The sequence below is a fragment of the Anaerostipes rhamnosivorans genome (assembly GCF_005280655.1).
Lineage (GTDB): Bacteria > Bacillota > Clostridia > Lachnospirales > Lachnospiraceae > Anaerostipes > Anaerostipes rhamnosivorans.
Genome location: NZ_CP040058.1, coordinates 437,651 through 461,734, shown reverse-complemented (window position 1 = coordinate 461,734; position 24,084 = coordinate 437,651). Strand labels below are relative to the sequence as shown.

At 42.6% G+C, this 24,084-nt stretch carries 28 protein-coding genes and 3 tRNA genes; 5 read left to right on the top strand and 26 right to left on the bottom strand.

Annotated features, from left to right (window positions below; genetic code table 11):
- Positions 1 to 31: 31 nt before the first annotated feature.
- The 7 genes from AR1Y2_RS02320 to AR1Y2_RS02290 all read right to left on the bottom strand — a co-directional run bounded on the left by AR1Y2_RS02320 (position 32) and on the right by AR1Y2_RS02290 (position 4,833).
- Positions 32 to 1,396, bottom strand: coding sequence for an MATE family efflux transporter (locus AR1Y2_RS02320; protein ID WP_137327514.1), 1,365 nt, complete (start codon positions 1,394 to 1,396; stop codon positions 32 to 34).
- Between the two features lie 95 nt (positions 1,397 to 1,491).
- Positions 1,492 to 1,917, bottom strand: coding sequence for a MarR family winged helix-turn-helix transcriptional regulator (locus tag AR1Y2_RS02315; protein WP_137327513.1), 426 nt, complete (start codon positions 1,915 to 1,917; stop codon positions 1,492 to 1,494).
- 66 nt (positions 1,918 to 1,983) lie between these two features.
- Positions 1,984 to 3,138, bottom strand: a complete 1,155-nt coding sequence (locus AR1Y2_RS02310) for an NAD(P)-dependent malic enzyme (protein WP_137327512.1) — start codon at positions 3,136 to 3,138, stop codon at positions 1,984 to 1,986.
- Positions 3,139 to 3,186: 48 nt separating this feature from the next.
- Complete coding sequence (locus AR1Y2_RS02305; RefSeq protein ID WP_137327511.1) at positions 3,187 to 3,672, bottom strand: GNAT family N-acetyltransferase; 486 nt, start codon at positions 3,670 to 3,672, stop codon at positions 3,187 to 3,189.
- Positions 3,673 to 3,747: 75 nt separating this feature from the next.
- Positions 3,748 to 3,818, bottom strand: a tRNA-Gly gene (locus AR1Y2_RS02300).
- 31 nt (positions 3,819 to 3,849) lie between these two features.
- Positions 3,850 to 3,922, bottom strand: a tRNA-Phe gene (locus AR1Y2_RS02295).
- Positions 3,923 to 4,161: 239 nt separating this feature from the next.
- Positions 4,162 to 4,833 (bottom strand): Crp/Fnr family transcriptional regulator, encoded by a 672-nt coding sequence (locus AR1Y2_RS02290; RefSeq protein ID WP_137327510.1) that lies wholly within the window; start codon positions 4,831 to 4,833, stop codon positions 4,162 to 4,164.
- A 93-nt stretch (positions 4,834 to 4,926) separates the two neighbouring features.
- Here AR1Y2_RS02290 and AR1Y2_RS02285 point away from each other — a divergent pair, with 93 nt between their 5' ends.
- Positions 4,927 to 5,535, top strand: a complete 609-nt coding sequence (locus tag AR1Y2_RS02285; protein ID WP_137330170.1) for an ATP-binding protein — start codon at positions 4,927 to 4,929, stop codon at positions 5,533 to 5,535.
- Between the two features lies 1 nt (position 5,536).
- On the opposite strand, the gene AR1Y2_RS02280 is transcribed toward AR1Y2_RS02285, so the two are convergent.
- From AR1Y2_RS02280 to AR1Y2_RS02235, 12 genes are all read right to left on the bottom strand, one after another.
- A complete protein-coding gene (locus tag AR1Y2_RS02280) occupies positions 5,537 to 6,049 on the bottom strand; it encodes an HAD domain-containing protein (protein ID WP_137327509.1) in 513 nt (170 codons plus the stop codon).
- 104 nt (positions 6,050 to 6,153) lie between these two features.
- Positions 6,154 to 8,349: a leucine-rich repeat protein gene (locus AR1Y2_RS02275; protein ID WP_175403571.1), complete on the bottom strand. Its 2,196-nt coding sequence runs from the start codon at positions 8,347 to 8,349 to the stop codon at positions 6,154 to 6,156.
- Positions 8,350 to 8,781: 432 nt separating this feature from the next.
- Positions 8,782 to 12,921, bottom strand: a complete 4,140-nt coding sequence (locus AR1Y2_RS02270) for an autotransporter outer membrane beta-barrel domain-containing protein (RefSeq protein ID WP_137327507.1) — start codon at positions 12,919 to 12,921, stop codon at positions 8,782 to 8,784.
- 13 nt (positions 12,922 to 12,934) lie between these two features.
- On the bottom strand, positions 12,935 to 13,312 hold the full coding sequence (locus tag AR1Y2_RS02265) for an alpha trans-inducing protein (RefSeq protein ID WP_137327506.1): 378 nt from the start codon (positions 13,310 to 13,312) through the stop codon (positions 12,935 to 12,937).
- A 27-nt stretch (positions 13,313 to 13,339) separates the two neighbouring features.
- The gene (locus AR1Y2_RS17685; RefSeq protein WP_175403570.1) at positions 13,340 to 13,516 is read right to left on the bottom strand and encodes a hypothetical protein; all 177 of its coding nucleotides are present in this window, start codon (positions 13,514 to 13,516) and stop codon (positions 13,340 to 13,342) included.
- A 16-nt stretch (positions 13,517 to 13,532) separates the two neighbouring features.
- Positions 13,533 to 13,886 (bottom strand): DNA methyltransferase, encoded by a 354-nt coding sequence (locus tag AR1Y2_RS02260; protein ID WP_137327505.1) that lies wholly within the window; start codon positions 13,884 to 13,886, stop codon positions 13,533 to 13,535.
- A gap of 15 nt (positions 13,887 to 13,901) precedes the next feature.
- The gene (locus AR1Y2_RS02255; protein WP_137327504.1) at positions 13,902 to 14,231 is read right to left on the bottom strand and encodes a hypothetical protein; all 330 of its coding nucleotides are present in this window, start codon (positions 14,229 to 14,231) and stop codon (positions 13,902 to 13,904) included.
- Positions 14,228 to 14,902, bottom strand: coding sequence for a CPBP family intramembrane glutamic endopeptidase (locus AR1Y2_RS02250; protein ID WP_243118827.1), 675 nt, complete (start codon positions 14,900 to 14,902; stop codon positions 14,228 to 14,230). Before AR1Y2_RS02250 ends, AR1Y2_RS02255 begins: the two co-directional genes overlap by 4 nt.
- Positions 14,895 to 15,380, bottom strand: a complete 486-nt coding sequence (locus AR1Y2_RS02245; protein ID WP_137327503.1) for a hypothetical protein — start codon at positions 15,378 to 15,380, stop codon at positions 14,895 to 14,897. Before AR1Y2_RS02245 ends, AR1Y2_RS02250 begins: the two co-directional genes overlap by 8 nt.
- Positions 15,381 to 15,389: 9 nt before the next feature.
- Complete coding sequence (locus AR1Y2_RS17680) at positions 15,390 to 15,536, bottom strand: hypothetical protein (RefSeq protein ID WP_175403569.1); 147 nt, start codon at positions 15,534 to 15,536, stop codon at positions 15,390 to 15,392.
- Positions 15,537 to 15,663: 127 nt separating this feature from the next.
- The gene (locus AR1Y2_RS02240; RefSeq protein ID WP_137327502.1) at positions 15,664 to 17,124 is read right to left on the bottom strand and encodes a hypothetical protein; all 1,461 of its coding nucleotides are present in this window, start codon (positions 17,122 to 17,124) and stop codon (positions 15,664 to 15,666) included.
- Positions 17,125 to 17,168: 44 nt separating this feature from the next.
- Positions 17,169 to 18,203: an ATPase, T2SS/T4P/T4SS family gene (locus AR1Y2_RS02235; RefSeq protein WP_137327501.1), complete on the bottom strand. Its 1,035-nt coding sequence runs from the start codon at positions 18,201 to 18,203 to the stop codon at positions 17,169 to 17,171.
- A gap of 252 nt (positions 18,204 to 18,455) precedes the next feature.
- On the opposite strand from AR1Y2_RS02235, the gene AR1Y2_RS02230 reads away from it, so the two are divergent.
- A tRNA-Gly gene (locus tag AR1Y2_RS02230) sits at positions 18,456 to 18,528 on the top strand.
- A gap of 144 nt (positions 18,529 to 18,672) precedes the next feature.
- Here the strand turns inward: AR1Y2_RS02230 and AR1Y2_RS02225 are convergent.
- Positions 18,673 to 19,116: a helix-turn-helix domain-containing protein gene (locus AR1Y2_RS02225; RefSeq protein ID WP_137327500.1), complete on the bottom strand. Its 444-nt coding sequence runs from the start codon at positions 19,114 to 19,116 to the stop codon at positions 18,673 to 18,675.
- Positions 19,117 to 19,285: 169 nt separating this feature from the next.
- On the opposite strand from AR1Y2_RS02225, the gene AR1Y2_RS17675 reads away from it, so the two are divergent.
- From AR1Y2_RS17675 to AR1Y2_RS02215, 3 genes are all read left to right on the top strand, one after another.
- The gene (locus AR1Y2_RS17675; protein ID WP_175403568.1) at positions 19,286 to 19,435 is read left to right on the top strand and encodes a hypothetical protein; all 150 of its coding nucleotides are present in this window, start codon (positions 19,286 to 19,288) and stop codon (positions 19,433 to 19,435) included.
- A 323-nt stretch (positions 19,436 to 19,758) separates the two neighbouring features.
- Positions 19,759 to 20,190: a hypothetical protein gene (locus AR1Y2_RS02220; RefSeq protein ID WP_137327499.1), complete on the top strand. Its 432-nt coding sequence runs from the start codon at positions 19,759 to 19,761 to the stop codon at positions 20,188 to 20,190.
- Between the two features lie 36 nt (positions 20,191 to 20,226).
- Complete coding sequence (locus AR1Y2_RS02215) at positions 20,227 to 21,072, top strand: hypothetical protein (protein ID WP_137327498.1); 846 nt, start codon at positions 20,227 to 20,229, stop codon at positions 21,070 to 21,072.
- 250 nt (positions 21,073 to 21,322) lie between these two features.
- Here the strand turns inward: AR1Y2_RS02215 and AR1Y2_RS02210 are convergent, their stop codons facing one another.
- Genes AR1Y2_RS02210 through AR1Y2_RS02185 form a run of 6 tightly spaced genes read right to left on the bottom strand, consistent with a single transcriptional unit; the run spans position 21,323 to position 24,052 of the window.
- Positions 21,323 to 22,078, bottom strand: coding sequence for a peptidoglycan recognition protein family protein (locus AR1Y2_RS02210; protein WP_137327497.1), 756 nt, complete (start codon positions 22,076 to 22,078; stop codon positions 21,323 to 21,325).
- 2 nt (positions 22,079 to 22,080) lie between these two features.
- Positions 22,081 to 22,272 carry a holin gene (locus AR1Y2_RS02205; RefSeq protein ID WP_137327496.1) on the bottom strand — a complete coding sequence of 64 codons (192 nt, stop codon included), beginning with the start codon at positions 22,270 to 22,272 and terminating at the stop codon, positions 22,081 to 22,083.
- A gap of 15 nt (positions 22,273 to 22,287) precedes the next feature.
- The gene (locus tag AR1Y2_RS02200) at positions 22,288 to 22,572 is read right to left on the bottom strand and encodes a CTP synthase (protein WP_137327495.1); all 285 of its coding nucleotides are present in this window, start codon (positions 22,570 to 22,572) and stop codon (positions 22,288 to 22,290) included.
- A 10-nt stretch (positions 22,573 to 22,582) separates the two neighbouring features.
- On the bottom strand, positions 22,583 to 23,407 hold the full coding sequence (locus tag AR1Y2_RS02195; RefSeq protein WP_137327494.1) for a phage baseplate protein: 825 nt from the start codon (positions 23,405 to 23,407) through the stop codon (positions 22,583 to 22,585).
- A 9-nt stretch (positions 23,408 to 23,416) separates the two neighbouring features.
- Positions 23,417 to 23,812, bottom strand: coding sequence for a hypothetical protein (locus tag AR1Y2_RS02190; protein WP_137327493.1), 396 nt, complete (start codon positions 23,810 to 23,812; stop codon positions 23,417 to 23,419).
- A complete protein-coding gene (locus tag AR1Y2_RS02185) occupies positions 23,813 to 24,052 on the bottom strand; it encodes a hypothetical protein (RefSeq protein WP_137327492.1) in 240 nt (79 codons plus the stop codon).
- Positions 24,053 to 24,084: the final 32 nt, after the last annotated feature.

The following is a 24,084-nucleotide window of genomic DNA, read 5'->3' as shown; positions in this document are numbered from 1 at the left end:
AAAGTTTTTATGCTTTTCCAGGGTCTTTTTTCTATGCTTCTGCTTCTTTTAGTTCCAGTTCTTTTTCACGTTCTTTTAATTCTTTTGCTATCTTGATGAACAGCAGAAGGGCAACACCAAGGGATGCCAGATCCGCCACAGGCTGCGCGAATACGATTCCCTGAAGCCCGAAGAAATAGTTTGTGACCAGCAGCACTGGGAAAAATACCAGCCCCTGGCGGCTCAAGGAAAGGATCAAGGAAGGGATGGCTTTTCCCATTGCCTGGAATCCGAACATAAACACAAACATAATTCCGATGACCGGTCCTGAAATCATTAGGACTCTCAACATTCTGATACCGTGGGATACCACCGATGCATCGTTGATAAACGCCTGGATGATCGGCTCCGTAAATAACAGATACAGCAGGGACAGCACCGTTCCCATCACCACATTGCAGATCATAGAAAACTTCATGGTCTTCTTCATCTTCTCTAAGTTTCCTGAACCGTAGCAATATCCGATCAAAGGCGCAACTCCGGATCCCAGACCGATCTGTACAAGGATCACAAGCATATTTGCCTTCATGGCTACACCCATTGCAGCCACCGGAATATCCCCGTAGGATGCCAGGAAGTTATTTAAGATGATGTTTGCCGTACTCATGAGAATATTGTTGATAGACGCAGGGATTCCGATGGAGAATACTCCTGACAGGATCTTATCTTTCGCCGTGAAATATTTCGGTGAAATTGAAAGACCGGTCTTCATCTTTGCAAAATAAAACAGGTAAAATACAACCGTACAGATATTTCCGATGATCGTCGCGATGGCAGCTCCTGCTACACCCATATTCATTCCAAGGATCATGATCGGATCGAGAACAATGTTGACAATGGTTCCGGTCATCATTCCGATCATGGAGATCTTCGCAGCGCCTTCTCCTCTGACCACGTTGTTAAACGCCATGGAAATCACCACAAATACAGAACCCAGCCCGATATAGGTAAGATAGTCTCTGGCGTAACCTTCCGTGTTGGCACTGCATCCAATCAGCTTCAGGATAACCGGCATTCCTCCCAGAAATACCACCATCATGATCAGACCGGCGATGATACTGCCGTAAAAACAAAAACTGCTGATCTTCTTTACTTTATCCTTCTCTCCCTCTCCCAGCATCCTGGAAATATAGGAACATCCCCCGATCCCAAAAATATTTCCCACTGCCATCAGCAGCATGAAAACAGGTGTTGTGAGGGACACTGCCGCCACCTGGTTGGGATCTCCTGTCTGGCCGACAAAAAATGTGTCAGCCATATTGTAAAAAATCGTTACAAGCATACTCAGCACTGTGGGCAGGGCCAGTGTGGCGACCGCCTTGGGCACTGAATACGACTCAAATACTTTATTATCCATTCGTGTTTTCCTCCTTTTTCTTATATGTAGCCGGCTACATGATGGAATAAAAATGAAAGCGCCGGCTGGCACTTTCATTTCATATTTTTATATCTCTATTCCAGGCTTTCAAGTACTTTCCCCAGCAGTTCATAAAGCTTATGGGAATCCTCCTCTGACAATGCTCTTCTGATACGCTGCTCCTCTTCTCTCCTGTGGGCCTCCATTTCACATTTTAAGCCCAGGCCCTTCTGTGTCAGGATCACGTTGCGGCATCGCTTATTTTCCTCGTCCACAACACAGTACAAAAATCCCTTGGCCTCCAGCCGCCGTAAAATCCCGATGACGGTAGAATGTTTTACTTTCATGAATTCCCCAATATCCTTCTGGGTTATCTTCCGGTCCTGATGTTCTGCCAGAAAAAGCAACAGTTCCATCTGTGAATAAGTTACGTTCAGACAGCGAAGCTTCTGGTTCATATGCTGTGTAAACTTATCATGGATATGCTTAAATCTGGTTCCGATCTCCCGCTCCTGGTTCATAATCCGCCTCCATATGTAGTGCACTACATATTCTACAGGAATCCTTCCGGAATTTCAACATCTATTTTATTTCCGGCTTTCCGCCTTCACAGCATCTGCCACTGCACTGCAGACACGTTTGTCAAAAACTCCTGGAATAATATATTCCTCATTGAGTTCCTCTTCCGTTATGATACCTGCGATGGCTCTGGCGGCTGCCATCTTCATATCTTCGGTGATCTGGGAAGCCCTTGCGTCCATGGCCCCTCTGAAGATTCCAGGGAACACCAGTACATTGTTGATCTGGTTCGGGAAATCTGAGCGCCCAGTGGCCACAACCTTGGCGCCGCCCTTCTTTGCCTCCTCCGGCATGATCTCAGGTACTGGATTTGCCATTGCAAATACAACAGGATCCTGCACCATGGATGCCACCATATCGGAAGTGACAATATTCGGGGCAGACACACCGATAAAAACATCTTTTCCTTTCATGATCTCAGCAAGATCCCCGGTCTGCCTGTCCTTATTTGTTTTTTCTGCCATCTCCTTCTGAGCGTCGTTCATCCACGCCTCTCCCGGACAAAGGGCACCCTTCTGGTCAACCAGCACGGCATCCTTTACCCCAAACTGGAGCAGAAGCTTACAAATGGAGATTCCGGCAGATCCGGCTCCGTTTATGACAACTTTCGCATCTTCCATTTTCTTTCCCACAAACTTCAGCGCATTGATCAGCCCCGCCGCTACCACGATGGCTGTGCCGTGCTGGTCGTCATGAAACACCGGGATATCCAGTTCCTCTTTCAGCCTGCGCTCGATCTCGAAGCATCTCGGGGCAGAGATATCCTCCAGGTTGATTCCCCCAAAGGTAGGTGCCAGATATTTCACCGTCTTAATGATCTCCTCTGTATCCTTTGTGTCCAGACAGATGGGAAATGCGTCGATGTCCGCAAACTCTTTAAATAAGATTGCTTTCCCTTCCATCACGGGCATCGCTGCCTCCGGTCCGATATCTCCGAGACCGAGAACCGCTGTTCCGTCCGATACAACGGCGACCAGATTCCCTTTTGCGGTGTAACGGTATACTTCCTCTTTGCAGTCCCTGATCTTGCGGCACGGCTCTGCCACCCCGGGAGTATAGGCTGTACTCAGATCTTCTCTCGTCTCCACTGTCACCTTTGACCTAACTGCCACTTTTCCTCTGTTCTCTTCGTGCATCTTTAACGCCAATTCATTGTAATCCATGAGCTTCTCCTTTATAAATCCTTTTCATCTATGGTTTCTTTTATTATGTTACAGTGTGATATAAAATAAAATAATGTCCTCGTAACTGCCGTCCGCCAGCCGGTATCCTCCCGGCACCGTACCCAGCCTTTGAAATCCAAGCCGGTCATACAGCCTGACCGCGCCTTTATTTGTGGCTACCACAGCATTAAACTGCAGCACCTTAAACCCCAGCTCCTTTGCCTTTTCCATACAATTCCTGACCAGCTGTTCCCCAATGTGCAGACCCCTTGCGCTCCTGCTGACCGCATAGGAGGCGTTGGACAGGTGTCCGCACCGGCCTACGTTATTTGGATGAAGGATATAAAGCCCTACAACCTTTCCGTCTGCCACTGCCACTGCCGTATGGGACTGGCCTCTGAAAAATACTTCCGCCTCCTCAAAAGAAAACGGCTTTTCCTGGGGAAACGCATTAGCTTCGTCTACAACTTGATTCCATATGCCAGTCATTTCTTTTACATCTTCTTTTTTGAACTGTCTCACTATAAGTTCCATACAAATGCGCTCCTTTTTAAACCCGCCATGATAGAAAAAAAGCCCTTTTAGAGATAACTCTAAAACGGCTTGCTAAGCGGGTGATGGGAATCGAACCCACGTGATCAGCTTGGAAGGCTGGAGTTCTACCATTGAACTACACCCGCGTATATGACAGAGTCTTTCCATTCTCTGTAATGCCCAGAGCCGGAATCGAACCAGCGACACGAGGATTTTCAGTCCTCTGCTCTACCGACTGAGCTATCTGGGCATGTCTCATTTCTGCGACTTCTATACTTTACCATAACATAAAGCCCAAATCAAGAACTTTTTTAAATTTTTTGTCAGCTTTCGTAAAATAGCATCTCTAGATAATGAATCCCTGTTTTTTCTTAAATATTTTATCTTTTTACATGCTCTCCGATGGCCCTTGCGTACGCATAGACCTTCATAAAATGCTGGATCCTTCTGGCATCCCCCTTAATAATATTTATCATCTTTGTTATCACGTCACTGATCTACATACAGTTCATCTCCGATCGTTATCCAGCTCTTTTCCACAGTTAAAATCCCTTCGGTCTGAAGCTTTTTCAATTCCACCATCATACCGCTTCGGTCGACACAAAGGTAATCTGCCAGATCTTTTTTTGAAAATGGCAGCTTGATCCTGAGACTTTTCTGCCTCTGTTTCTCCTGGTTTACATAAGCTAAAAGCTTCTCCCTTGTCGTCCTCTTTTCCAGGCACTCCAGTTTCTGATTCAGATGAACATTCTTGGAGGCCAGCAGAGTCACCATATTTTCAATCAGTTTCTGATGGAATACACAGCTTGCATCACAGGTTGTCAAAACTTTATGATAATTTAAAAACAGCACCATGCACTCCCTGACGCACTCAACCGATATGGGGATCTCCGTTCCTGCCAGGCAGCCATAGGCTTCTCCAAACACGCCTCCCGGACCGATATGGGCAAGAATCGCTCTCCTTCCCTCAAAATCGTCCCGCACGATCTGCACTTCTCCTTCAATGATAATGCCGACTTCCTCAATGATATCTCCATTCAGATAAATCATCTGCCTGGGGGCAAAGACTTCTTTTCTGGCGGAAAGACATCCAAGCATCCCCTCCAGATCTTTTTCTTCGATTCCAGAAAATAAGGGACAGCTTTCTAAGATATGCTTCAATTTTTTATAACTCCTTCTTTTTTGTTGATTATTCAACAGACAAGTTGGATTTATTATAGTATGATACGATTATAAAAACAAGGAGGATTCATGATGATCAGACAATTAATTAAAATAGATGAAGAAAAATGCAACGGATGCGGTCTCTGTGCCTCAGCCTGCCACGAGGGCGCCATCAAAATGATCGATGGAAAGGCTAAGCTGATCCGCGACGATTACTGTGACGGTCTCGGCAACTGTCTGCCTATGTGCCCAACGGGTGCCATAACCTTTGAGAACAGAGAGGCCCCGGACTACGACAAAGAAGCAGTTCTTGAAAACCAGAGAAAAAACAACCAGAGTGCCCTGCGCCAATGGCCTGTCCAGATCCAGCTGGTTCCTGTAAACGCACCTTATTTTAACAATGCCCATCTCTTGGTGGCGGCAGACTGTACAGCCTTTGCCCATGGAAACTTTCATGAGCAGTTTATGAAACAAAAGATCACACTGGTAGGATGTCCAAAGCTGGATCCCGTGGACTATTCGGAAAAGCTGACGCAGATCATCCGGGAAAACAACTTAAAGAGTATCACCGTCACAAGAATGGAGGTGCCATGCTGCGGAGGCCTGGAATATGCAGTCCGCACTGCCCTGGAACAGAGCGGAAAAACCCTTCCTCTCAATGTCATCACCATCTCTACAGAAGGAATTATTCTGGAGTAGTTTACTGATTCAGGATATTGACGGCTTTCAGCGCCAGTTCCCTGTTTAATCCGCCTTCCATAAAATCTGTGCGGACCCAGTGTTCTCCCAGTCCGTACTCCACCCAATCATAATCCGTATCATCAAGGATCACAAAAGACTGGATGTGTTTCCCACGCATCCAGTCTATTACTTCTAGAGAGCGGTTCCCTTTGTGGAGATGTTTTGTCTTTGAAATGATCTTCATCCCGTAGGACGCCATGGCCTGATCCAGTGCCTTCCCTATTGTCATCATCGGCCCCTTTTCGTGCCATGCATGGCGCCAGCTGGAAGACAGCACGATCTTTGCTCCTGTCTGCTCCACAATAAACTTTAAATGTTTCAGGTTATCTTCATCCACATCAATCCCCATAAACGGTTCTATTTTCTTCTCCTCCATCTTGTCAAACAGATCCATAGAGTTCAGCACACCGTCAATATCCAGAAAAATAATTCTGTCCGCTTTCTTTCGAAACCATCTCTTCCCAAAGGCCATCTAAAATTCCCCCTTTATTCCGTCTCTTTCTCTACTTCATTATATCAAGCCGGCCCAGCACTTTCATTAACTTTCCGCTGATACGAGAAATATACCTATGGAATTCATCTCATCCTCACCTTTTTTGTTTTGCTGTAGGCGCCAAAATACTTTTTTCCCTGTACTGTTTTATATGCTCTCACTTTTATATAGTAATCCCTCCTGGATTTCAAACCCTTCAGCAGACAGGTTGTTTTCCTGGCATATTGTTTTCTTGTTCTGGAGAATTTTTTATTTGCAGACCAGCAGACCTGATATCCCGTGGCCTTTCCCGGACTCTTTTTCAGATAAACTTTTATTTTTCTTTTCCCTGACCGTATTTTCGTAATCGAAGCCTTTTTGGGGATGATCATAAAATAGCGGACTGTCTTACCCGCATAAATGCCTTTCCCTAAAACCTCCATCCTGGCTCTGCCACAGTTTTTATTGGAAGTATATATTATCCTAAAATCCCTATTGATCTTTAAAACTCTGGCGCCGCTTTTTACCCTCACAGATCTGGTAACGGCTTTTCCGGTATACACACTATTCGACGGCTGTGATACAAAGCTGATCTTGTATTTCTTCTCAACTGGCTTTTGTTCAATTTTGGGCTCTTCTTTTTTCATGATCTGAAAGTAGGTGAAGTTCTGTCCGTAATATCCGCCGATTCCTGTCAGCCATACACAGCCCAGCCCAATGCCTCCGTTTGCCATGTATTCTATGCGGTAATCCCTGCCTTCCACAAGCTTTTTTCCATTCAGATTCACTGTGGGTTTCGGTCTTATAGGTTTCCCTTCATAGTAATAAAACTTTTGCGGGAATACGATCTCTGCCCTGGAGATATCATTTCCCTTAATCCGAATCTCAAAATTTGTTTCTACACTTCCCCGAAAAAAGCCAATCCCTTGTATCAAAACTTTAGCTGTCCCTGGTACTGTATTCTTTTCATATCTGACTGTGTAATCAGTACCCGGCCTCAACACCTCACCATGCATATTTCTTACAACCGCATCCGGTCTTACCTCCAAACCTGCATAAAACTGCATGGGAATCTTATCTACACTGCCCAGAGGCCCGTAAACTGTGACTCTGCACTCTTTTTTAACACTTCCAGACTGTATTGTAATAAGAGCGGAGCCTGGAGAAACAGCCGTGATTTCTCCGCTGTCTGACACTTTTGCTACCTTTGGATCTGTCGTTGAAAACATGATCTGATCTGTGGATGCATGTGGGACTAAGGAGACACCAAGCAGATCGGTTAATTGATTTCCATCTCTTTTCATCTCAAAAGAAATTTCATCTTTATCCAATACGATATCTTCCGCCGGCTGCTGTTCCATGACCGACACTTTAATCTTGGCTTCCTTATTTTGATGATCAATATACTGATACTTGACATTCTCCGCCTCAAACTGCTCCCTAAGAGTCTGGTTCTTTAGATAGATTGTACTGCCGGAAGCCAGATCTGCAAAAGAGGCTTTTTTCATCTCGGGCAGACTGTCCCTGCACAGGTAAATCTCGATAGGATTTTCAGCTTTCCCTTCATTGCCGTAGTTAAATGCAGCACCCTGAATCTTCTTCACACTTGCCGGCAGATAAATTTTCTCCAGCCTGCACATGTTGAAAGCGCTGTAATCTACACGGCTTATGCCAGCCGGCACGGCAAAGCTTGCCTCCTCTTTGGCTGATGGATAACAGACCAACGACTTTCCCTCATCTGAATGACTGTAGAGAATACCATCCTGTGACCACAGCTTAGAATTCCCCTCCTCCACTGTAATCTCTTCCAGCGCGCTGTTTTCATAAAACTGTTCTTTGTCTAAAACAGTCTCTTTCCCAAGTTTAATCTCTTTTAAGTCACTGCAAAATGCAAACGTTCCCTTGCCAGCCTTTTTGATCGAAGAAAGATCTAATGTCTCTATATGGGATCCCGAAAATACCCATGGCTCTAATTCTCTTACAGAATCAGGAATAGATATCACCTTAAGATTCTGGTTGGAAGCAAACGCCTCTTTTTTAATCGTCTGGACACCGGGAGGAATATGATAAGAAGTTCTCTCATCCCCGCTGGGGTAAGCAATTAGATCTGTCCCTGACTTGTTGAATAAAACATTATCTACGGACTTATAATGTTTGTTGCTGTCCGGCAGCTTTATAGATTTTAGATTGGTCATGGTGAAAGAAAAGCCACGGTTGATGTATTCCAGGGAGTCTGGAAGGATGAGTTCTTGGAGATTTTGGAATTTATAGTCTGAAGTACCATCTGGATTTATAATCACCTTTTTTACTCCATTGGGTATTATTATTTTTTTTACGATAATATCAGAATGATCGTAAAAAAATTGGGTTACTTTGAAGTTTCTACCCTGATACTCTACAGTAGGCAATACTTCTATAATTCCTGGAATCTTATGATTATACCTATAAACAGATACCTCATTATCTGAAATAATTTCATATGAAAAATTGCCACTCTGAAATGTTCTTCCAATCAGGTTCTCGGCCCCTACTTTCCTCATAGGCCCATATAAATATATCAGCGATATAAAAAAAGATATTAGTATATAAATAAATCCTTTTTTCATGATAACTCCATCCCTTATAATATACTATTTTCTCTCCCTTAATACTATTATACCAATTAAGTTAATATATGCCATCCCCTTGCTTTACAAATTTACAGGGAATAGAAAAATCCATTCCCCGCTGCATTATTTATTGCTTTGAAACTTATACTTCATTAAAACATCATTTTCTGTTTTCTCCAACTGCGTTACGAGCTTTTTGTTTAAATCCAGATTTTTTCTCCATTTACTATTTTGATCTAACGTATGGAGATAATCTTTGTTAATAAAGCGGACACGATATATATAAGAATCCAAATACGGACTGCCTTCTGCTATATACAACTCTGTTTCAAGTTTTGTTTCCTTTCCTAATGAATCCACTGCTTTATAAACAATTTTATGTTTCCCTGCAGCTTTAAGTTTCTCAATTTGTAAAGGTATTGGCTCTACTACAGAAACAGGAATTTTAATTCCCTGTTCATCATCCTCTATATCTTCCACTTTACAGTTCTCAATTATTTCTTTCAATACAATCTGATCTTTTGTTTCTAACTCTTGTTGATAGTATGCAAGATTATAGGAATGCAATTTTGGCGGATGATTGTAATTAACATAGACAAATCCTTCCTTCGTTGTAAGATTGCCCGCACTATCTTCCACTTGAAAAGTTATTTTTACATTTACAGTCTCATTTTTATCAAGTAGCATAAAATACGTATTCATTAGATCTGAATTCTCCATGCCATTTGAAAAAATTACGTCTTTGGGCTTCTTCCCCTTTTTTGTCATACCATATTGAATTTTGCTAATTTGAATTCTTTTCATTAAATCTCCATCTTCAATATCATGGCAGCTTTCCACTAATTCTAAAAGTTTTTTTCGATTCACTTTTTCATTTTCTCTAAAAATCATTTTATCCTTTAAAATAATATCTGGCTTGAAATCCCATTGACCTTTCATTATAAAAATATCATCTACATCCAATAAAGAGCCTGCATTCTCCGAATTGCTATTCAAATTGCCTCTTCTCAAATTCTTTGAAAATCCGAAAACATAATCCTGCCCTTGACCATCTCTTTCTGTCTTTAGATCTGTATATCCTGCTGCTTCCATCTCGTTTCTTTTTCTTGCTTTATATGCATCCTGCTTCCAACATATAAATTTGCCTTCTGAAGACCGGAAACCATTCTTTCGCAGCAGAATATCTTCAGATTTATTCTGTTCCTGACTATCCGTCACGCCGTTTGTCCCCTGGATCCCAGGTACATATTCCACCTTATAGTGCGGCCACAGAGCAAATAATATCACATCCTCGTTGGCAGTGTAAAGATTACCTGGCTGATATCCATTACCTGTACCGTCGGATCTTGTATTCCACGCAACAAAAACTCCTGATCCGCTGGATGGTACCAATTCTGATAATCGCATATCTTCTTCCCAATGCTTTACTGCTGCCGTGGGCATATTCCTGACTTCTTGCGTAGAATTTTTATCATAACAAATCTTATATGCCTGGCTTAAAACAATACTATATGGAACACAGCCTGATGACGATTTCTTTAAATTACCCGGCCGCAAACCATAGCATGTACCTGTATAAGCAAAGCGACCTTCTGCTGCCTGATTATGGAGCAATGTATCACCAGCTTTATAGCTGCTGTCCCTAGTATCCGGAATATCCCCTTTTACAACCGCATACCCGTTTCTCACATTGGAGCTATCCATTGAAATCTTCATAGTCAAAGAATTCGCACTGGAAAAATACTTACTGGATGCCGTGATAAATCTGTCTTTGGTTAAATAAACTTCCTGCTTTATTTCAGCATTTCCCTCCACCAAAAGTTGGCTTCCTGCATGAAATACATTGTGCTCTGAACCGTTTTTACACTGATTTATTAAAATATGTGCATTGTTGTTAAGTACGGTTACATTTTTATTATAAATCCCCGCTCCGTTTTTTGCTGCACTATTTCCCTCAATGTTTACTGCCTGGTTTGCCTGAAACGTTGTAAATGTACCGCTTCCCACATAGACAGCTCCGCCATCACCGTTTACTTGGTTTCCAGTAAGATTACTGCCGTTTACTTTACAAGTACCATCAGCATTGATACCTCCTCCGTTGCTTTTTGCGGTATTACCACTGACAGTCCCCTTATTCATCTGCAATCCCCCGGCGGTGCTCACTGATATTCCTCCGCCTTTTGCGGAAGCAGTATTTTCGCTCACAGCTGCATTAGAAACGACAGCCTGTCCGTCCAGCTGAACCCCTCCACCGTTAACAGCCGCTGAATTACTTTTTATCCTGACTCCACTGATCGAGGCTCCTGCGCTTTTTATGATCGCACCGCCTCCGTATGTCTTTGCAGTATTACCTGCAACCTCACCCCCGGTAGTGACAAGTTTCCCCTTTGCATAAAAACCTCCGCCGGAGTTTGCAGATTGGTTATTTCTCACAGTGCCCCCGGACATGAGGAATTCTGCCTCGTGATAAATTCCTGCCCCGTATGACGCTGTATTATTATAAACACTTCCTCCACTTATGGATCCCTTAACTGAATCAGCGCAGTAAACTCCCCCTCCATAGCCGCTGCTGGTATTTCCATGAATGCCGGCTCCATTCTTTATCTCCAGGGAAGCTCCCTTTTTGTAACTGCCGTTGGACAGACAGATACCTGCTCCGTTTCCGGTACTTTGATTACCGTAAATATTGCAGTCTTGTATGGTTCCTTTGGATCCGTTATTGATACATACCGAACCACCTGCATTTGCCTGGTTATTCTTTAAGACGGCACCAGACGTAGACGCCTGTTCATATCCATCTTTTCCATTCACTGACCATGTATTGGATCTTGTGTACTTCCAGGCTGCGAAATCTCCTGTTACGGATGTGGTCTTTCCGTCTGTGCTAAACGCACCCTGTACCTTTACTGCACCTCCGAGAGCATCGTTCTTTTTATTTACCGCTGCACAATCAGTGATCGTACCGCCGTAGAGTCTCGCAGTGCCATAGACCATGATCCCTCCGCCATGAACAGCCTTACACCTTTCTACTGATCCGCTGAACATGTAAAAAGAGGCTTTATCGTTAACTACGATCCCTCCTCCGTGAGAAGATTTCGGTGAACTAGAGGAAACATCTTTACTGTTAGCTGCCTGACAGCCGTCTATTTTCCCTCCGAACATATAACATGATGTTCCCGATTCCAGCGTAACACCGCCTCCGCCAGCAAAGTCTGCTAAATAATAGCCATCCATGATACGGCTGTATTTATTCAAATAGAGCTGCCCGGACGTGACCTCAATCAACGAAGCTGTTGCTGTAACATTTTTTCCATTGATATACAGAGTATTTTTGGCTCTTCCGTCTCCATCATAGGCCCCCAGGGTTAAAGAACCCCCGTTTACTTCGATCATGGCTCCTTTGTACGCTGAGGTCCTGTTTAGGTTATGTCCACTTACACTATCGGCATAGAGCTTCACATGCCGTCCGTTTGTTTTAATAGCAGAAGTCACATTAAATCCTTTGTCAACACGAACGGCGAGCTTTTCACCCTTTTTTACAGAATCAATCGCATCCTTCATCTCTTTTAGGGAACTGACAGCTTTAAAATTAGAAAACCCATCTGAGACAGCCTTTGCCGCTGCTTTCTGCTGTACCGTACGAGAAGACTTTATGACTGCAGTTGTAGGACTGTCCTGCTTTTTTTCTTCTTTGAAACCAAGCTTTTTATACAATTCATCTACAGCATCCTGGATATCCTTTTTATCTTTCCAAGCCTGATTTAACGCAAGGTAAAATTCCATATAACAGGTTTGTTTTTCCGGAATCAACTGCTTCACATATTCATCCGCTGACTGATATTCTGTTTTTTCTATTTCATTGATGCATTCTATAACCGTCTGCTCTTTGGCCTTTTCCACACTCCCTATTCTCAACAGCTGAAAATAAGCCCCGAGTTTTTGCAACAAATCATCTAAATCTTTCTTTTTGCGTCCTGTTTTGGTCAGCTGTCTTATGATCTGATAATTCGTCACTTCAAAAAATACAGACCGTTCCTGAGGCTTTAGAGAATCATAAAATACATTCTGCTCTTTGACAGGCCAGGAGGTGAATACGTCAATGTATTCACCTTGCAGTAAGCTGCCCATAAAACTTGCCTCCGTACCGGCCTGAACAATCGATTCCACTGTATTCCCGCCTGGCTTCTGTCTTGATATAGAAGCCGCGGCAAGCAAGCTTACGGCGATCACTCCGGAAACAATTCTTTTTCCCCATTTCTTCATCTGCCCTGCCTCCTTATGTTCCTTCCTGCTGCTGTTCCAGCACTGCTGTCTTTCTTACTTCGATTGTCTTTTTCTTCCCATCTGAGGTGCGGTATGTCTCCCGGACATTTACATCCAGCAGTCCATTCTCATGGTCAATTCCGATTACATCAACCTCTATCTCTCCTTCCGAGGTCATCTGCTCTTTAAGATCCCTGACAAATGCCTGGGCCATCTGTTCCCTGGATTCGTATTTTGTCTCTTTCATACTGTCCAATGTCTGTTCAACTGCATTGGAGACATCCATCGTAAGCTCTGTCTTCCTGGCAGTCCGGCCAGATATATTTTGAGTGATGAACACTGAATATATTAAAATTACCAGCAGAATGATTCCTGTAACTGCCCCTTTCATAGATCTCCTCCCTCATCTCTTGTTTCATCATCCAATCCATATAAATGAGCTATTCGCCCCGGATTTCTCAAAAAATGTAGTGATGGTATCTGTCAATGCTTTTTGGAACTGGGTCACAAATGTACCTTTGGCAAATACACATAAAGCCAACACTACGATCACCGCAACAATAATCAATCCATAATCTTCAAGAAAACTTTTCATCTTTAACTCCTTCCTGTCATGTTTCTTCCTCTATGGCACTGTTTGCATAGCTGCTGATCTGGCATATCTTTTCTATGCCCAACAGCGGAACATGAAGTTTATATTTTAAGGTTACCCGGCAGCGGCTTCTGTTGGTGTCTATCGCTTCTCTTAAGACATTTAAAGAAATGTATCCATCTTCCAGCGCTTCCTTTTTACATTGGTCCACCACGGCTTCTGAGAAGTCTGCCGCATCCATCTTATGGACTGCGGCAGACTGGTACTGCTTTGCATTGGAGACTGCCTTCGTGTTGACACAATAGACAACATTTAAGAACATCCCCACAGCAATAATAAAACAGCACACAAAGGTTTCTATCGCCAGTTTCATTTCTGATCCTCCCCGTCATAATGCATATCCTTCGATTTCCTGCCGGCTGGCAATCCCCAGCAGCCTGACTCTCAAATGGTATATCAGGACTACTTTATACTTTGGCTTGTCCTCGTAAAATCCATCATTTTTAACAGAAAGCTCATAGCCTTTATTTTCTGCTTCCTTTTGGCATTCTTTAATGACTCCCTGATCAAATCCGCTGTTTTCAATTTTCTCTATGAATGTCTCGTGGGTTTCCCTTGCACCGGATTCCTCCAGTGCCGCCCCGTTATAAGAAGCCATAACAAATGCTCCCAGACAAAGCAGGATAATACTGATCACTAGTTCCACTGGCGCTTTCATAACCACTCCCCTTTCTTCTTTACCGTCATGCAGACCACAAAAGCACAAATAAGTGTAAGACAGACTGTAAAATAAGAATCAACCAGGCTCAACCGAAGGATCGGCGTAAGAGACAGCAGGTTGCCCAGCATATGGATCATCATGGGAATTCTTAAATCCTGGTGCTTCTCATAAAGAAAACACAATGCCATTCCCCATAAAGCTGAATAAATACCCTGGACCGCATTTCCGTGGCATAAACCAAAAACAATACTGGATGCCAGAGAAGCTTTTTTCAAACCCATGGGCTTCAGTCCTTGATACAAAAACCGGCGGAATAAGATTTCTTCCGCTGCCGGACTAATGAACCCAACCACAGCTATCTTCACAAGAAATGGACTTTGTTTTATTTCCTGATCAAAGTACGGACTGTATCCATGAAACAACTGGCCAAGCCAGAATGTAAGGTATTGTGTCAAGAAAAAGAAAGCAATGGTAAAAAGAATCAGCCCAGTGGTAATAGTGAACGGCTGCCTTTTATCTTCTGCTAAAATAGCTCTGCTAAAAAACATGAAACAAATACCGCTTACCGCATTGGGAAATAATCCGGGCATGCCAAACAGACTGCATACCTGCCCGCAAAGCCGGTAAAATAAATAATATACAATGAACTGTTTTATATTTTCATTCACTGTGATTTTCTCCGTAGTTTTTCACCAAAACCTTGATTCTTCCCTCAGCAGACAGGCCAAAGGAATTCTTTACTGTATACAGTAATGTGAATTCCTTTTCACCGCTGGTATCCAAGAATTCACTCTCAAACAGGTTCCTGATTTCTTTACCTTCCATTGTCCTGACAGTATAAATCTTTATTTGTCCTGTCAGGTCACCGTCTTTTTTATCACTGGCTGTCACAAGCTGTCTCGGATCCAGATGGTCTTCTTTTTTTATGACAATCCTCCTTGCCGTTCCGTCTTCCTCTCTGACCCCTGATAATTCCGGTTTCCCTTGCCTCTGAAAAAACTCATTGGATGAGATATGGTTTGTATCCTTGATACCGCCGTTAACCTGCATCTGTGAAAATACTACATTTTTAATGAGCAGGACCGCTCCAACTGCTGTTATGATGACCACAATGACTCTGCCGTAATTTTCAATGATCTGTTTCACGGTATCCTCCTAACACAAGACGGAGCTGATGGAGTCAAAAAAGGCGGTTCCAAACTGTCCCGCCGCAGCTATGACGGCCCATAGAAATCCGAGAACCGCGGCGCCTGCGATCACATACAGGATCAGGTTTCCGTATTCCTCTATGATCGTTTTCATAAGTACCTCCTTTCAATCTATTAACTGTACAAAATGAATATATACTGCGCAGATTCCTATACCTGTCAGCAGCAAAAACAAAATACTTCCCAACTCTTCAAAAAAATCCTGCATATAATTCTCCTTTCTATCCCGGCAGATTCGACCACAGGGTAAAAAAGCTGCCAAAAATCAATCCTAGATCCATAATCATCTTTAGAGTTGCCAGTATCATAGGCACGAAAGTCAGAACTCCGATCCCTGCGATATCATTTTCATTTTGCAGCCATTCTGCTTTATCCATCAGTACATTATTCCGATGGATCAGAGTATTGATCTGTGCTTCCGAATCGTTCTTTCCACAGTTGGTAAGTGAGTACAGCATCCTGGCTGCAGACTGTATTTCCGGCAGATCAAATTCAGACAAAAAGTCCTGGTACGGAAGAATAGAATCCGGTTCCTCGTCAATATCCCTGAGCAGTTTCTCTATCTGTTCTTTCAGGACATATGGAGCATCCTGGAGGGAATCCTTAATTGCCACATAGACATTTTCAGTCTGCAGGCTGAGGGCAATCCCCCTAAGCCAGTAAGGGAACTTTCGCTTAACCTCTTTTATGATCCTTCTCTGTGCATTCTTTTTCTTCAGGGACGGCGTGGCCCATGCCGACATGATCAGGGCTGCCACAGCCCCTATGATGTAAAGGTTCTGCCAGTCAAAACCAAGCAGCAATATGGGAAAACTAACGGCTGTAATGATCCACGGCTGCTTCCCGTCTTTTTCCTCTCTCATTTTCCTGAAGTCCTTCTCAATCTGCTTATGATTCTCATCCATCGTGTCCTTAAGCCATGTTCCGGTAAGCAGCTTCTGCGCTCCTAGAAACAACATCAAAAATACAAACAGAAGTAAAAATGTAACAAGCTGATAAATCTCTCCGTCAAGTACCTTTTCCAGTGTCTCATCGCTGGCAAGCATCATAACTGTCGTTCCCGCCACACCCAAAGATGCCGCTAGAGAAAGTACAATTTTAAATTTCATACTCTTGCGTTCCTTTTGAAAAAGGTACGTCCTCTCTGTCCATTCCTTGACATCATCTAAAATGATATTTAATGTGTTTTGATACTGCCCACCCAGATTTTCGACCTTCACCAGATAATCGTGAAGCATTTTCATGCGGTCACACCGGTATTCCTGCTCAATACATGAAAGAGCATGAGGATATAAGTCATCTTCTGTCCCAGGATGGCTGATGGAATCTTCAGCTTCGTTGATGAGCTGTAGGATCCTCCCTTCGCAAAGCTGTTTTGTTTCTCCCAGAGCCACAATAATTTTGGGCTGTTTTTTAAAAGAATAAATCATCTGCTCCAGATAATTCACCACATCCCGAAATCTCTGCTGTTCATACAAATACTGAAACTGCCGGATGATAATCATTGGAAAAAAACAAAGATAGATGAAACCGAGAGCTGTGATATAGGAAGGTTTTAAATGAAAGAATCTGCCTGCGGAAAGGATTCCAACAAATGATAAGAATAAGGTAAAAAGATATTTTTTGAATGAATAAGAGTATCCGTAGCCATGAATCTCTTTTTTTAGATTTGTAAATTTCATATACCGGAGACCCCTTAGTGATCTCCTAAGACTGTTGCTTAGTGTCATGTTTTCCCTCCCATGTGGAACGGATCTGCGACCAGGAACTTTGTCTTTAATTTTTCTGGGAGTTCTTTATTTATAATACTCCTGTCCTTTAGGATCATATGGATCATCTTTTCACCGTCCGGGTCTGTGTAAAAACAAGCGATCTGATCCAGGTAACGCCGGATCCTCCCATCGGCTTTTTGTTCTTTCCGTATCAGAATGCCTAGATCTACAAAACCATACACATCTCTCTCGATGCGTTCTGACGCTATTGGATCGTCCACCATGTTTTTCATCCTTTCCGGAATTCTCCTTACATCGTCTGTATGAACTGTCGTAAGTGAGTAATGTCCTGTCGTGAGAGATTGAATCAAATGCTGTACTTCTTCCCCTCTAGCCTCAGAGAGCAGGATCCATGTGGGCAGCTGCCGCAGAGATGCCTTGATTGCATCCACATATCCAAAAGTGTCTTCGTTTACTTCAATGGCAACACAGTCTTTTCCTGGATTAATCTCTCTGTAGTGTATCTCCAGACTGTCCTCGATGGTGATGACTCTTTCCATATCAGGAATAAACCTGGTCAGATATTTTAAAAGCTCTGTCTTGCCGCTCCCTACCTGTCCTGCGATCACAATGTTCATATGTCCGAGGACACTGTTCTTCAAAAAATTCAGAATCTCTTCGCTGCAGTAATCATCCGCTGCGATGCTGTCTTCACTGAGCCTTACGACTGCCGGTGACTTCCGGATCGAAATACTGCGTCCGGTTGCACATACATCTTCATGAATGATAGAAATTCTCAGACCGTCTACCTCAGCTTCTACCAGCGGGTCATACTTATTAAACGGCGCAGACACCGCATTGGCTATCCTGGCACTAAATTGATTAATAAAACTTTCTGAAATGTCTGTCTCAGCAACGATATGTCTCCCCCGGTCCAGATCGTCCACGATCAGTTCTTTTCCATTCCAGTTAATGTCGGTAACCATATGGTCTTTAATAAAGGGCAGCAGAGGGCCGAAATATTGATCTTCAACTGCAAACTTCTGCATAATTCCTCCTGATAGACGGGGATTTGTTGGTTGATGTGATAATAGATGTAATACCTAGATAATATGAATTGATGAGAATAAGATATCTTATTTCCATATTTTAACTTATGTTGTCTGGAATGTCAATATAATTTCCCATCTTTTTACTTTATGTAATTGATAACCGTAGAAAAAATAAAAAAGATGGTTGACATCAGGCCCTTAATATTGTAGAATAAATTTTGTTCTCAGCAAGAGAATCTAACATAATATGCGATAGTAGTACAGTTGGTAGTACGCAACCTTGCCAAGGTTGAGGTCGCGGGTTCGAGTCCCGTCTATCGCTCTTTTAAACAGCTTAGATAAGCTGTTTTTTTTGTTGCATCGAGGAACCATTCGAAGCACAGCATACGCCCAATGGCTGTAATAATTGTTGTGCTCCATAGAATTAGTTCCTAACTTTATAATTCTTCCTATCTGTTGTAGTGTCTTATTTCTTGTATTTCCCGCTGTCCACTAAATCGTTTGAGTAATCAATAACCTTTTTTCTTCCTAATTCATTCAGCTGATAAAATAAATTTAACAATTTTGTCTCTTGTTTTGATTTTTTGGTTATTGCAGATTCTGCTTTAAGCTTTCCGGCTGCTTCCTTTTTCTTGTTGTCCGGCAGATCCTTCTGTACATACAGCAGATCATTTACCTTTTCATATTCAGACTTACTAAGCTCCAAAAGCTCTGCAGGCTTATCTAATATTTCATAAATGTTGCAGTCCAGAGCTTTTCTCAGCTTATACACCGATTCCATTTTAGGAACATATTTCCCAGATTCATACTGTCGGATCGTAATTTCCGCTAAACCAGATTTTTCAGCCAAATTTTTTTGTGTCATTTGTTTCTGTTTCCTAAGATACTTTATATTTTCTGCTATACTCATACATGTCACCTCGTACTAAGTGTACCATACAGATCTGCAGATGAACAGATGCAAATACATCGTTCATTTCAAGCTTCTTGACAGATGCATTAACATCTGTTATAATATAATATATAAGATGGAAACACATCTTATAATACTTAAAAGCAAGATACAGAGGAACAGCAGTATGGTAAAAATTAAAGTATCTTATCAATGTACAGATGAATTAAAAGAAGTTTTAAAACTATTAAGCCCCCAAGTGGCAGCCTATAAAGTTTCCAAAAAAAACGACGGGACTTTCCGTAAGGCATACATAGAATTAAAAGATCTTACATAAATCATTCATGGAAACTTACAATAGTAAAAGTACCGCAGCTACTCTATATGAGCGCTGTAAACCTAAAAAGGTGTGGGAAAATATATGGCAGACAAAACTGCATATATTGATCCCCGCCTTTTTTGTTACATCTATTTTCTCTATATTGTTTTTAAGTATATACATGAAACATGAATTATACCTATTTGTACAAAGCACACCCACCCGCAAGGTAAATATATGGGCTGTTCTTTAGGTACTTAGTTTCATGGAAGAAAACTAGGGCAGGATGTATCTCTGCCCATATTTAACTTCATTAAATACTCATCAGGAGGTAACAGCACATGGATAACATGGAACAAGATCATATTTCTCATATAGAGGAATCTCAGACAACGGAGCCGACCGGAAAAAACGGAGCAGAGCCGAAAACATTTACGCAGGAGGATATCGACCGTATTGTACAGGACCGTCTGGCACGGGAGAGGAAAAAATATCAGCCCGATGAACCAGATCCTGTAGAATCAAGGGAAAAAGAATTAAAACAGCGTGAGATGGCTTTAGATATAAAAGAACTTTTAAATAAAGAGAAATATCCTGCAGAACTGGCAAATATCTTAAAATATTCTTCAGTGGAGGAATTTAAGGAGCAATATGAAGCGTTAAAATCACTGCTTCCGAATTCCGATGCCCCTAAAATTGTATGGCCTTCCGGCGTAAGCAAAGGCAGCAGCTTGAAAGCTGATCCATTCAGAAGTGCCATGAAGCTGGACTAGGATATTTCTTTATCTTACAGAGAAGGAGTATGAAATATGGCTATCGATTTAGCAACAAAATTCGCCCCATACGTGGACGAAAAATTTTCTACAGAAAGTAAAAAAGCATTATTGACAAATCAGGATTTTGATTTTATCAACGCGCATACAGTAAAAGTATATAAGGTGTCAACTGCCTCAATGAATGATTATGACCGTCCGGGTACCGGCAGCAACTGGTCAAGATATGGGGCTGTTCAGGGATTGGACGCCACCACAGAGACATTCCAGCTGAAAAAGGACCGCGCTTTTACTTTTGCAATTGATAAGCTGGATGAAGATGAAACAGTCAACCAGCTAGCAGCGGCATCTGCGCTGGAGCGCCAGACCAGAGAAGTTGTGATTCCGGAAGTAGACAGCTATGTATACGGCGTTATGTGTGCCGGAGCCGGAACAAAGCCGGCTGCGAAAGCATTGGACAGCGCCACAATTTACGATGAGATTTTGGAGGCAAGTGAAACTCTTGATTCTGCAGAAGTGCCGGAAACAGGACGCTTTATTGTGGTTTCTCCAAAGACCTATACTCTTATGAAAAAAAGCAAGGATATCATTATGGAAACTGATATCGGACAAGATATGAAAAAACTTGGTGTCATTGCGGAATTAGACGGATGCCAGATCATCAAAGTACCGGTCAATCGGGTACCGGAAGATTTCGGTTTCATGATGTGTCATCCGTGCGCTGCCGTAGCGCCGACAAAGCTGGAGGATTACAAGATCCATGCCGACCCTCCGGGCATCAGCGGCTCCCTGGTAGAAGGACGTATCAATTATGATGCATTTGTCCTGGACAATAAAGCAAAAGCTATCTATTACCAGGCGGTTTCACCAGCAAATAAATAATCGGCCTTTTCAGGCAACAATGGCCCTATATGCCTTTTGGTATATGGGGCTTTTTGAATAAAGAAAAATAAAAATGAGTAATTTTGTAAGAGAAAATATATGATGCGGGAACCCGCTGAAGAATCATTGCAAATACTATTAGATCAAAAAATTGTAGAGACCGTATCAGCAGAGTCCAGAATTCCGTATGATGATCCGGGATGTCTGTGGCTCTGCTGATACTGAGTCTGGATCTGAGATGCGTGCTTTATTATTTTTTTCTGTTTTTATTCAGTGCCCTGCAGGTTTTCTTTCCGGCATAGCTGCCCTTTTTCCATCTAAGCTGCCGCCAATATGCTTCAAGTTTAGACTGCGTCCTGGGACCCCAGATACCATCTTCATCAATCTCTGAGCCTTCTGCAAGTGTATTTAGTTTTTTTTGCAGCCAGCAGACTGCCTCTTTTCCTGAGGTCTTTTTTACTGTCGTATATTTCTTTGTTTCTGATTGTCCACCGATTGCCTTTTTAAAACTATTCCAGCCTGAATTGTCTGTACCAGCCCAATATGCGGGACATTCCTTTCCGTTCACGTCCCAGTGGCGGATCACATGAGATGCAGGGACACCATATTTTTTCATATAATATTTAACCAGATCAATGGTCATTGCTCTTGTCTTAGTAGAAACAGTGACCTTTCCATCTCTGATTGTGTCACACATCTCTATTGAAATACTGTTCGCATTTGTGCATTTTCCGTAAAAATTCCCTGCTGCTCCGGAAAGATCATACGTTCCTCCCACTGCCCATGCTATATTGCGCAGCGGTACAGATTTCACGACTACTCCATCATCTACAAAACAATGTGCGGAAGCTTTAACAACATTATTTTTAAAATACTTCCCATTGTTATCTGCAGTGTCTCCATCATTTGCCGTGTAATGCAAAACGATATACTCTATATCCTTAAGATTCCGTCTGCCGCCATAATTCCGTTTATCGGCCCATATTTTTTTCCATTTAATACCCATCTTTATTCCTCCGGAATCCCAGCTACAGAAGTCAGCATGGAAATAATTCCAGCCAATGCTGCTGTAGATAATACCATTTTCCAGTCAACAGAAGACAGTGCTGCTGTGGTCCCAATCGTTGCTGCCGCTGTCTGTGCAGCAGTCTTCAGCGCTCTGATTCCTGCGGCACGGGCCCAATTTTCCCAATTTCTCATTTTATATCTCCCTTCTTATTTTTCAATGATGCTTTCAAGAAGTTCATCTCTGATCTTTTTCATATTTTCTATACCGTTGCCGGTGATCTGATGGTTCAGCATAGCAGCAAGGCATTTGTTCTGCTGTTTCTGCATTTCTTCTAAATTTGCCAGGCGTCTATAATCCTTTTGTGAATGTTCTTCCAAAAGATCAACTCTATTTTTAAAACGAAAAGCCGGGTGCACGACCTTATAGATCACTGCCCCGGCTCCTCCGATGATGCTGATTGCACCACACATCGCTAGTATCTGTTCCAACATCCCCGCTCCTTTAAGAAATCCGTACCCACATAAATACTGTAATGTATGGCTGCATATTGTTATGTTCCTGCCCACCGCCGACATTTGACTGTGTGAGCGTATGCTTGTGGTTCGGCACTGTATGTGTATGTGCACCATTGTCTGTTATCACTGAGTTCCACTGTGATCCTGTTCCATCCACATGGATCACATCCCTTGCACCGTCTGTCTTGGTCTGATTTCTAAGTACTTTGAATTTATGAGTGTGTCCTCCAGATTTTGCGATGGAACAACTGCCGCTGTTGTTCACTGACACATTATGTCCGTGCGACGGTATCTGATTTACTGTAAGCTTTACTGATTCTTCACCTCCCGGGTTCCCGGCTGTATTATATTTTTCTACCTGTTCATTTACACCTACCAGTGTACGTCCCTGGGCATAGGGCTCCCACTTCCCCCCTAAGATATTTTCCGGAGGGATCTCTGATGTTGTGATGTAAATTGATCCTACCGGATGCATAAGATCCAGTAAGCTCTCTTGAACTGCTTTTACTACTGAATCCATACCGTCCAGTCTTGCTTTTAATGTTTCCGAAACAACACCCTCTGCATTTGACCTTGCATCTACCACTTCTGCAACCGATGGATTTTCAGAAGACATGTTCTTTATGTATTCATCAAACCGGCTGTTAAGATCTTCCTGTCTTTGTCCTGTATCATTGACAGATGTCTTGATCTCTTCCACATTTGTCCGTGTAAAATCATCAATGCTTTCGATCCCTGCAGCAATCGATTCACGCACATCTGCGCCGAACTCCGCGTCCCGTATATTGCTTGTTGCTTCCTGTACTGTCATACTGCCTCCTTACTTAAACATAAATTCCAATGTCATGAAATCTGCTGCTGTTGGCACATCGTAGCGGCTGCTGTCGTCACATTTGTCCAGTTCTTCTGCATCTATCGTGCAAATATCCACTTCAATTTCTTCTGCCAGGAGCTCTTTATACTCTTTGTCACAAGCAGCCTGATTAGCGGATGAAAAAACATATTTCTCTTCTTTTACTATGGCATTTCCTTCATCATCTTTCTCTGCATATGCTTCACAGATCTTTATCCTCTGCTCGTCTATAACTTTGTACTCTGATTCCAGAGCCTTTTCGTTCTTCATGATCGCATAGCTGACCTTTGCTGGAAATTTCTTTCCTGAAATATTTAAAAGGCCCTGTAATCTTTCTTGCACTTCGCTTAATCTCATCTTCATCTATTCTGTTACCTCCTGGTCCTGAATGTGATATACTTCTTTCGTAAATTCTGCGACATCTTTTCGGATCTCTACCTTGTTTGCCGCATACAATACTTTGTCTTGGATAGTCTGTGAAATGTTATCATTGCCACTGTCTGCGGATAGATTTGCGTTTAGGTAGACAACCTGCTTATCTGCATCACCATCCTTAACCGAAATAATTCCTGTGAGTGTGGTACTTTTCTTAGTTTCTAACATAATGTTCTCCTTTCTTTGTATAACAAAACAGA

Coding starts and splice junctions, on each gene's coding strand:
- AR1Y2_RS02190 (WP_137327493.1), bottom strand. CDS start 23,812: ATGAAGATGAGATTAAGCGAAGTGCAAGAAAGATTACAGGGCCTTTTA.
- AR1Y2_RS02260 (WP_137327505.1), bottom strand. CDS start 13,886: ATGAAACTGGCGATAGAAACCTTTGTGTGCTGTTTTATTATTGCTGTG.
- AR1Y2_RS02235 (WP_137327501.1), bottom strand. CDS start 18,203: ATGCAGAAGTTTGCAGTTGAAGATCAATATTTCGGCCCTCTGCTGCCC.
- AR1Y2_RS17680 (WP_175403569.1), bottom strand. CDS start 15,536: ATGAAAACGATCATAGAGGAATACGGAAACCTGATCCTGTATGTGATC.
- AR1Y2_RS02265 (WP_137327506.1), bottom strand. CDS start 13,312: ATGAAAGGGGCAGTTACAGGAATCATTCTGCTGGTAATTTTAATATAT.
- AR1Y2_RS02310 (WP_137327512.1), bottom strand. CDS start 3,138: ATGGATTACAATGAATTGGCGTTAAAGATGCACGAAGAGAACAGAGGA.
- AR1Y2_RS02205 (WP_137327496.1), bottom strand. CDS start 22,272: ATGAGAAATTGGGAAAATTGGGCCCGTGCCGCAGGAATCAGAGCGCTG.
- AR1Y2_RS02185 (WP_137327492.1), bottom strand. CDS start 24,052: ATGTTAGAAACTAAGAAAAGTACCACACTCACAGGAATTATTTCGGTT.
- AR1Y2_RS02225 (WP_137327500.1), bottom strand. CDS start 19,116: ATGAGTATAGCAGAAAATATAAAGTATCTTAGGAAACAGAAACAAATG.
- AR1Y2_RS02280 (WP_137327509.1), bottom strand. CDS start 6,049: ATGGCCTTTGGGAAGAGATGGTTTCGAAAGAAAGCGGACAGAATTATT.
- AR1Y2_RS02240 (WP_137327502.1), bottom strand. CDS start 17,124: ATGAAATTTACAAATCTAAAAAAAGAGATTCATGGCTACGGATACTCT.
- AR1Y2_RS02215 (WP_137327498.1), top strand. CDS start 20,227: ATGGCTATCGATTTAGCAACAAAATTCGCCCCATACGTGGACGAAAAA.
- AR1Y2_RS02255 (WP_137327504.1), bottom strand. CDS start 14,231: ATGAAAGCGCCAGTGGAACTAGTGATCAGTATTATCCTGCTTTGTCTG.
- AR1Y2_RS02200 (WP_137327495.1), bottom strand. CDS start 22,572: ATGTTGGAACAGATACTAGCGATGTGTGGTGCAATCAGCATCATCGGA.
- AR1Y2_RS02195 (WP_137327494.1), bottom strand. CDS start 23,407: ATGACAGTACAGGAAGCAACAAGCAATATACGGGACGCGGAGTTCGGC.
- AR1Y2_RS02285 (WP_137330170.1), top strand. CDS start 4,927: ATGATCAGACAATTAATTAAAATAGATGAAGAAAAATGCAACGGATGC.
- AR1Y2_RS02305 (WP_137327511.1), bottom strand. CDS start 3,672: ATGGAACTTATAGTGAGACAGTTCAAAAAAGAAGATGTAAAAGAAATG.
- AR1Y2_RS02315 (WP_137327513.1), bottom strand. CDS start 1,917: ATGAACCAGGAGCGGGAGATCGGAACCAGATTTAAGCATATCCATGAT.
- AR1Y2_RS17685 (WP_175403570.1), bottom strand. CDS start 13,516: ATGAAAAGTTTTCTTGAAGATTATGGATTGATTATTGTTGCGGTGATC.
- AR1Y2_RS02210 (WP_137327497.1), bottom strand. CDS start 22,078: ATGGGTATTAAATGGAAAAAAATATGGGCCGATAAACGGAATTATGGC.
- AR1Y2_RS02320 (WP_137327514.1), bottom strand. CDS start 1,396: ATGGATAATAAAGTATTTGAGTCGTATTCAGTGCCCAAGGCGGTCGCC.
- AR1Y2_RS17675 (WP_175403568.1), top strand. CDS start 19,286: ATGGTAAAAATTAAAGTATCTTATCAATGTACAGATGAATTAAAAGAA.
- AR1Y2_RS02220 (WP_137327499.1), top strand. CDS start 19,759: ATGGATAACATGGAACAAGATCATATTTCTCATATAGAGGAATCTCAG.
- AR1Y2_RS02270 (WP_137327507.1), bottom strand. CDS start 12,921: ATGAAGAAATGGGGAAAAAGAATTGTTTCCGGAGTGATCGCCGTAAGC.